Origin of the sequence: Marinobacter sp. EVN1 (genome assembly GCF_000475375.1) — a bacterium.
Lineage (GTDB): Bacteria > Pseudomonadota > Gammaproteobacteria > Pseudomonadales > Oleiphilaceae > Marinobacter > Marinobacter nauticus.
Genome location: NZ_AXCB01000016.1, coordinates 266,334 through 273,738 on the forward strand (window position 1 = coordinate 266,334; position 7,405 = coordinate 273,738).

General features: G+C 59.5%; 7 protein-coding genes. 2 read left to right on the forward strand and 5 right to left on the reverse strand.

The window, feature by feature from the left end:
* Positions 1 to 21: 21 nt before the first annotated feature.
* Complete coding sequence (locus Q674_RS29030; protein WP_011786726.1) at positions 22 to 666, forward strand: TetR/AcrR family transcriptional regulator; 645 nt, start codon at positions 22 to 24, stop codon at positions 664 to 666.
* Positions 667 to 677: 11 nt separating this feature from the next.
* Here the strand turns inward: Q674_RS29030 and astB are convergent, their stop codons facing one another.
* The 5 genes from astB to Q674_RS29055 all read right to left on the reverse strand — a co-directional run bounded on the left by astB (position 678) and on the right by Q674_RS29055 (position 7,023).
* Positions 678 to 2,018 carry an N-succinylarginine dihydrolase gene (gene astB / locus Q674_RS29035; protein ID WP_011786727.1) on the reverse strand — a complete coding sequence of 447 codons (1,341 nt, stop codon included), beginning with the start codon at positions 2,016 to 2,018 and terminating at the stop codon, positions 678 to 680.
* Between the two features lie 14 nt (positions 2,019 to 2,032).
* Complete coding sequence (gene astD / locus Q674_RS29040; RefSeq protein WP_011786728.1) at positions 2,033 to 3,508, reverse strand: succinylglutamate-semialdehyde dehydrogenase; 1,476 nt, start codon at positions 3,506 to 3,508, stop codon at positions 2,033 to 2,035.
* On the reverse strand, positions 3,508 to 4,593 hold the full coding sequence (gene astA / locus Q674_RS29045; RefSeq protein WP_011786729.1) for an arginine N-succinyltransferase: 1,086 nt from the start codon (positions 4,591 to 4,593) through the stop codon (positions 3,508 to 3,510). The genes astD and astA overlap by 1 nt, the downstream gene beginning before the upstream one ends.
* Positions 4,594 to 4,620: 27 nt before the next feature.
* Positions 4,621 to 5,637 (reverse strand): arginine N-succinyltransferase, encoded by a 1,017-nt coding sequence (locus Q674_RS29050; RefSeq protein WP_023008676.1) that lies wholly within the window; start codon positions 5,635 to 5,637, stop codon positions 4,621 to 4,623.
* 168 nt (positions 5,638 to 5,805) lie between these two features.
* Entirely contained in the window at positions 5,806 to 7,023 is a 1,218-nt protein-coding gene (locus Q674_RS29055; RefSeq protein ID WP_023008677.1) for an aspartate aminotransferase family protein, read from the reverse strand.
* Between the two features lie 253 nt (positions 7,024 to 7,276).
* On the opposite strand from Q674_RS29055, the gene Q674_RS41560 reads away from it, so the two are divergent.
* Positions 7,277 to 7,399, forward strand: coding sequence for a hypothetical protein (locus Q674_RS41560; RefSeq protein ID WP_023008678.1), 123 nt, complete (start codon positions 7,277 to 7,279; stop codon positions 7,397 to 7,399).
* The last annotated feature ends 6 nt before the right edge of the window (positions 7,400 to 7,405 follow it).

Below are 7,405 nucleotides of genomic sequence, written 5' to 3' on the forward strand. Positions count from 1 at the left end.
GCCGGAAAGCTCAGGATCACAATGAATGAACCGCTGAAGTCACGACGGGAACGGGAAAAACAGGCCAGGTACGATGCCATTCTGGACGCCGCCGAACGGGTGTTCTCAGAAAAGGGCTACGACCGCACCTCCATGGACGACATTGCGCGCACGGCCAGCCTGAGCCGGGCGCTGCTCTATGTTTATTTCAAGGATAAGGCCGCCATCCAGCGAGGCATCATGCTGCGGGCGGGGCAGGATCTGGTGACCCGGTTTGAGCAGGCCATGCAGGCAACCGATACCGGGCTGGGGAAGATCCGGGCCATGGGTGAGGCTTACTATCGTTTCTTTGTGGAAGCTCCGGACTACTTCACTGCCCTGACCAAGGCTTCCACCGCCATCGCCGATGCGGAAGAAGACCAGGCCAGGGAGATGCTGTGTTCAAAGAACGAACTGATGGTGCTGATGGAAGCGGCGATTCATCTCGGTCTGGAAGACGGTACTATCAGCCGCGACCGCATCCAGTCGCCAGCGCAAACCGCGCTTTACCTGCGCGGCGCCCTCCATGGCGTGATCATGCTGTGCCAGGCAGAATCAACTCAGGCTCAGGAGTTTCCCTCCGAAGCACTGATTCGCCATACCATGGATATGCTGACCCGCTCTATCTCCAGCGAGCCGGTACACTGAACCGGTAAGCCCTACAGCTGAAAATCGTAGATGCTGCCGAGGCCAAGAATACCGGTCAGCTCATCCAGCGCCTTGCGCACTTCCTCCAGTAACATCGGGTCGGCCAGGTCCTGCTGGCTGAGCTGGTCGCGGTAGTGGGCTTCAACCCATGAGGTCAGTCGTTCATAGAGCGCATCGGTCAGAATTACGCCCCGGTTGATGGCGTGCAGCTCGTCGTCGTTAAGCACCACCCGCAAGCGCAGACACGCAGGCCCGCCACCATTGCGCATGGACTGTTTGACATCAAACACTTCCACCGCGGTGATGGGCGTATCGGCTTTCACCAGTTCATCCAGATACCGGCTGACCGAGGCCACTTCCCGGCACTCACCCGGTACCGCCAGCAGCATGCCATCGGCAGTGTTCAACAACTGACTGTTGAACAGATAGGAGGCCACCGCATCTTCAATGGGCACCTGAGTTGATGAAACACGCACGGCTTCCAGCTCGGCACCGGTCAGGCGTTCCTGGATGTCTGCCAGTACCCGGGCTTCATCAAGAAAAGCCTGCTCGTGATAGAACAGGCAATTGCCATTACCGACGGCAATCACATCGTTGTGAAACACGCCGGCATCGATAGCCGCCGGATTCTGCTGGGCAAACACGGCATGGCGATCGGTCAGGCCATGCAAGCGGGCAATGGCCCGTGACGCTTCCAGGGTCTGGCGCGCCGGGTATTTGCCTGGCGCCGGCGCGGATTCATTGAACGCGACCTGGCCATACACAAACAGCTCAACGCCCGGCTCCCCGTAGCGACTGCACAGGCGGGTGTGGTTGGCCGCGCCCTCATCACCAAAATGGCTGACTGACGGCAGCGCCGGATGGTGGGCAAAGTAGCTTTCGTCACCAAAGATCGCCTTCAGTGAACGACCCGTTACCTGGTGCTCAATGGAGCGGTGGAACTTGGCACTGAGATTGGCCGGGGTGAAGTGCACCCGGTGATCCGCGGTGTCAGCACTGGGGGACACGGTGGCCGCGTTCGCTGTCCACATACAGGACGCCGACGACACCGCCGCCAGAATGGTGGGATCTGCTTTGGCTACGGCTTCCAGAATCTGGCGTTCATTGCCCTCAAAGCCCAGTGCACGAAGAGTGGGAATGTGCGGGCGCTCGTGGGGCGGCAGAATGCCCTGCACATAGCCCCGGTCCGCCAGCCGCTTCATTTTCGCCAATCCCTGGAGTGCCGCCTCCCTGGGGTTGGCCACCGCATTGACGTTGGATTTTGAGGCCACATTGCCCCAGGACAGCCCGGCGTAGTTATGGGTCGGGCCCACCAGGCCGTCAAAGTTTGCTTCTACCGCATGCTTAACCATGGCAGCTGTTCCTGTCAGTCAAAATTCAGGCCCGGGGCCAGGCTGTCCGGCAGCTCACTCTTGCCGGCTTCCAGAGAGGCCATCGGCCAGGCGCAGTAATCGGCCGCATAGTAGGCGCTCGGGCGATGGTTACCGCTGGCGCCGACACCACCGAACGGTGCGGCACTGCTGGCCCCGGTAAGTGGCCGATTCCAGTTCACAATACCGGCACGCACTTCCTCCACCAGGCGGTTGTAGAGTTTGCGGTCATCGCTGAGGATGCCGGCAGACAGGCCGTAGCGGGTGTTGTTGGCAAGCTCCAGGGCCTCATCGAAGCCTTTGTAGCGATACACCGTCAGCAGCGGACCGAAAAACTCCTGGTCTTCCAGCTCTATCCCGGTCGCGTCCACAATCCCCGGCGACAACAGGCCGGTATCGGGCTTGAGCTGTTTCATTTCCAGCAACGAGGTCGCGCCTTTTTCCAGCATCGCGGCCTGGGCCTTGAGCAATTGGTTCGCCGCTTCCGCGGAAATCACCGAGCCCATGAACGGCTGCGGGTCGGCATCGAATTCCGCTACGGTGATGCGGGCCGCGACTTCCACCAGCCGTGCCAGGAATTCATCGCCCTTCTTGCCTTTAGGCACCAGTAACCGGCGAGCACAGGTACAGCGCTGTCCGGCCGAGAGGAACGCGGACTGCAGTGCGTGGTGCACGGCGCCATCCAGATCCGACACGTTCTGCACGATCAGCGGGTTATTGCCACCCATCTCCAGCGCCAGGATCTTCTCCGGCTGGCCGCCAAACTGTTCGTGCAGTAGATGCCCGACAGTGGAACTGCCGGTAAAGAACAAACCGTCAATCAGCGAGTGGCGGGCCAGACATTTGCCAGTATCGGAACCGCCTTGTACCAGGTTGATCACCCCATCCGGCAGACCGGCTTTTTCCCAGAGCCTGACGGTGAGTTCCGCCACTCCCGGGGTCAGTTCACTGGGTTTGAACACCACGGTATTGCCGGCCAGCAAGGCCGGCACAATGTGCCCGTTGGGCAGATGGCCCGGGAAGTTATAGGGGCCAAACACGGCGACCACGCCATGGGGGCGGTGGCGCAACACCGCATGTCCGCCAGCCACGTCAGATTCAGTGTGCCCCGTACGCTCGTTATAGGCTTTCACGGAGATCGGGATTTTACCCATCATGGCCGCCACTTCGGTGCGGGACTCCCAGAGCGGCTTTCCCGTTTCCAGGCCGATTTGATGGGCCAGTTCTTCCTTGTTGGCCTCAAGCAGTTCTCCGAAGGCTTCAATCACCGCCTGGCGTTCTGCGAGACTTTTCCGGCGCCAGGCCAGAAACGCCTTGCGAGCTTCCCGAACCGCTGCGTCTACATCTTCGAGACTGGCGGCATTGCCATCCCAGACCGTTTCACCTGTCACCGGCTGCACCGATTCAAAGGGCGCTCCGTGGCCTGGCAGCCATAGCCCGTCGATGTACACATTGCCTGTCAGGTTTGCCATTATTTACCACCTCCCGGTTCGGAATTGTTTGGCCGGATCGGCGACAAAGCACCCTCCTTCAAGGGGGCAATACGCACCGGATCACCCGACTCCACTAAAAGAGCCTCCGCCAGCACTCTAGGAATTTTGACAGTGTCGGGCCCGATGCAGTTCATGGGTATGGTGGTTACCCGAAAGTCCCGGAACGACCGGTTTGAGATCATCACCCGCTGCTCTGCCGGCACATCCAGATCAATGCTGTGATTGACCACCATGGCGTGCCGGTTGACCGCTTCCCGCACTGTACGGATGTTATGGACAAAGGCCTCAACTACAGGCCCGCCGTCGAAGATATCCACCATGCCGTTGAAGTTGAAACCCTCCGCCTGCAGCATCTTCAGCGCCGGCCGGGTGTTGTCGTGCACCATACCAACGACCGCCCGCGCAGCGTCTGGCAGCATGGGCAGGTAGATGGGGTATTTCGGCATCAGTTCAGCAATGAACGATTTATTGCCAAGCCCGGAGAGCATGTCGGCCTGGCTGAACTCCATGTCAAAAAACTTGCTGCCCAGGGCATCCCACAGGGGGCTTTTACCGTCTTTGTCCGAGACTCCACGCATTTCCGCGAACACTTTGTCGGAAAAACGTTTACGGAAATCGTCCAGGAACATAAAGCGACAGCGGGACAACAACAGGCCATTGCCACCACCCTGATACTCGTCCGAAAGCAGCAGCGAGCAGATTTCGGTGGTGTCGGTCATGTCGTTGGAGAGGTTCAACGTGGGCGTGCGCACATGCACGCCCAGTTCTCTGGAGGCATTGACCGTGACACTCAGCCGGTAATTGTAGAACACTTCTTCGAGGCCAACCCGGGCCTCGATGCCACTGATGCCAACAGTTTTTCTGGCCCGGATATCTTCCAGCGCAAACAGATACAGGGCCGCTTCCGGCGCGCAGCGTTGATTGAAGGATTCACGGGCGCGGTCAATCTTGCGCTGGAGCAGTTCCCGGTCGGCGGGCAGTGTGGTCAGACCTTTGCCGGCCTTCTGGGCCATGGCATAGAGGTCTTCCAGATCGTCTGACTGAAGCGGGCGGATCACCAGCATCTTACGCCCTCCCCCGTGTTTGCGTGCTCATAACGGTGAAATCCTTACCGGGTCGCCGGCGCTGCTTTCCAGGCCATGCCAGGTGCTCACCGGCACTTTTACATCGTCGGCCAGGGTTTCCGCTACCGGGGTCAACAGGCAGCGGAAGTGCTCACCTTCGCCGACGCTGATCAGGCAGGTTTCGCCATCGTCCTGGTGGCTGCCGTGCAGTGTTTTGGGCTGACTGGTCACCAGGGTTCTCAGGCTGTCGGTGCGCACTTCCATCACCGGTCCGCCGTCAAAGATATCGACGTAGCATCCGGGCTGAAAACCTTCGCGCTGGAGTAGCTGATAGTTGGGTTCGGTCAGCGGGTGTGGTTGGCCGAGGGCTTCCTGAGCCTCGGTACTGAGCAGGGTGACGTACACCGGGTTCGGCGGCATGAGTTCGGCGATAAAGGTTTTGCTGAGCTGGCCGGAGTATTGATCGGCGGTTTCAAAGTCCATATTGAAGAAATGTCGACCCAGGCTGTCCCAGAAGGGCACGCTGCCGTTTTCGTGCTGGATGCCCTGGATTTCAACCACCGTTCGGTTGGTGAACCATTCCCGGTGGCTGGCAATGAACATCATTCTGGCCCGGGATAGCAGTTCGAATACCTGGGTGTTGCGGTGTTGTTCTCTCAGGGTGAAGGAGCACAGCAGGGTCAGGTCTGTGAGGGCATGGCTCGGGTACAGGACTTCGACACGGCGCGAGACGTTGAGTTCGTGGGAGGCGTGGATGAGGTAGTCGCGCCGGTAGTTGTAAAACGGGTGGCCGTTGCCGGCGCGGCTGTCGATACCTGCGGTGCCGGCGATTTCGCCAGTTTCGGTGTTTTCGAGTACGAACAGAAAGCGGCGCGGAGTGCCTTCGGGGGCGTTGTCGGCCAGGGAGGCCCGGGAGTGCTGGATTTTCCGGGCCAGGGTTTCTTCGGTTTTGGGCAAGGTGGACGAGAGCCTGGCGGTTTGGGCGCCGGCTATGTCCAGGATTTGTTGCAGGTCATCCAGTTTGGCTGGTCTGACTCGCCACATGATGCGCTCCTTTATCGGACGGGTGCGAGCGATGGAGCCAGCTCGCCCGCCCTTGGAACTGGGGTCGCCCTCCGGAAACCGCTACGAGCACATCCTTGTGCGCTTCTCTCCGGCCATCCATGGCCTCCGACATTTCCGGAGGGCGACCCCAGCCCCAAGGGCTAGATGCTACTTAGCCGTCAGCTTTTTTACTGCCGCTTCGAAACGCTCTAATGCTTCCTCAATATCCGTTTCCGGAATGATCAGCGAAGGCGCCAGCCGCACCACATTGGCTCCGGCCACCAGGACCATCACGCCCTCATCCAGGCCGGCGTTCAGGAAATCTTTGGCCTTGCCCTGCCATTGTTCGGTCAGCACACAACCCAAGAGTAGACCAGCACCGCGAACTTCGGAGAACACGCCGTAGCGTTCACCGATGTCCATCATGCCTTTGCGCAGTTTCTCGGAGCGGGCTTTGACGCCCTTGAGGATGTCCGGCTGGCTGACGGTGTCGATGACTTTCTGGGCCACGGCGCAGGCCAGCGCGTTGCCGCCGTAGGTGCTGCCGTGGGTGCCTACGCCCAGGCTGGCCGCGACTTTGGCGGTAGTGAGCATGGCGGCAACGGGGAAGCCGCCGCCCAGGCCTTTGGCGCTGGAGAGGATGTCTGGCGTTACGTCGTACATTTCGTAGGCGTACAGGTAGCCGGTGCGGCCTACGCCACTTTGGACTTCGTCGAAGACCAGCAGGGCGTTGTGTTCGTCGCAGAGCTCTCGCAGCCCTTGCAGGAATTCGGGATCTGCCGGCATGACGCCGCCTTCACCCTGGACGGGCTCGACCACGACAGCGCAGGTCTTCTCTTTGGAGATCAGCGCTTTCACTGAGTCCAGGTTATTGAATTCGGCGTGATGGATGCCGCCGGGGGCCGGTTCAAAGCCTTCCAGGTATTTGGGCTGGCCACCCACACTGACGGTGAACAGGGTGCGGCCGTGGAAGGAATTCTTGAACGAAATGATCTCGTGTTTTTCCGGACCGTAGTGTTCCCAGGCGTAGCGACGGGCCAGTTTGAAGGCAGCTTCGTTGGCTTCAGCGCCGGAGTTTGCAAAGAACACCCGCTCGGCGAAGGTGAGGTCACACAGGGTTTTGGCCAGCCGCAGGGCAGGCTCGTTGGTCATGACGTTCGACAGGTGCCAGATTTTCTCGGCCTGTTCCTGCAATGCACCAACCAGTCCCGGGTGGGCATGGCCAAGGCTGGTGACCGCAATGCCGCCCTGGAGATCGACGTATTCTCGCCCGTCCTGATCCCAAACGCGGGAGCCCTCGCCTCGCACCGGAATGATGTTTCCGGGGGCGTAGTTGGGCACCATGACTTCATCAAAAAGTTCGCGGGACACGGGTTCTCTGTTCATCGGTTTCTCTCAGTGACTCATTGCTAAGTGACAGGGTGAATCTGCCCATAATACGCCACTCAGGGCATAAGAACAGCCGGTTGCGAGTTCAAACCCACCGCCGCTAACCCCTGCCTGGCCAGGCCATCGCGGGCGGGTAATTCGGGGGTATAGACATTCGTCTAAAGAGTGATCAATTCTGTTTGAATTGTCACCTAACCGTAACTAACTTGTTTGTGGGTCCAACAAAAATAAAGATGTGGAGACAACAACGATGCAAAATAACAAATTGAGAATGGCCATTCGTGCGACGGCGGCTATGACGGTTCTGGGTCTGGCTTCTCAGGCGCAGGCGTTTAACCTGAACGCAGGCGACGTTGACGCTAGTGTCCCTTAACAAAAG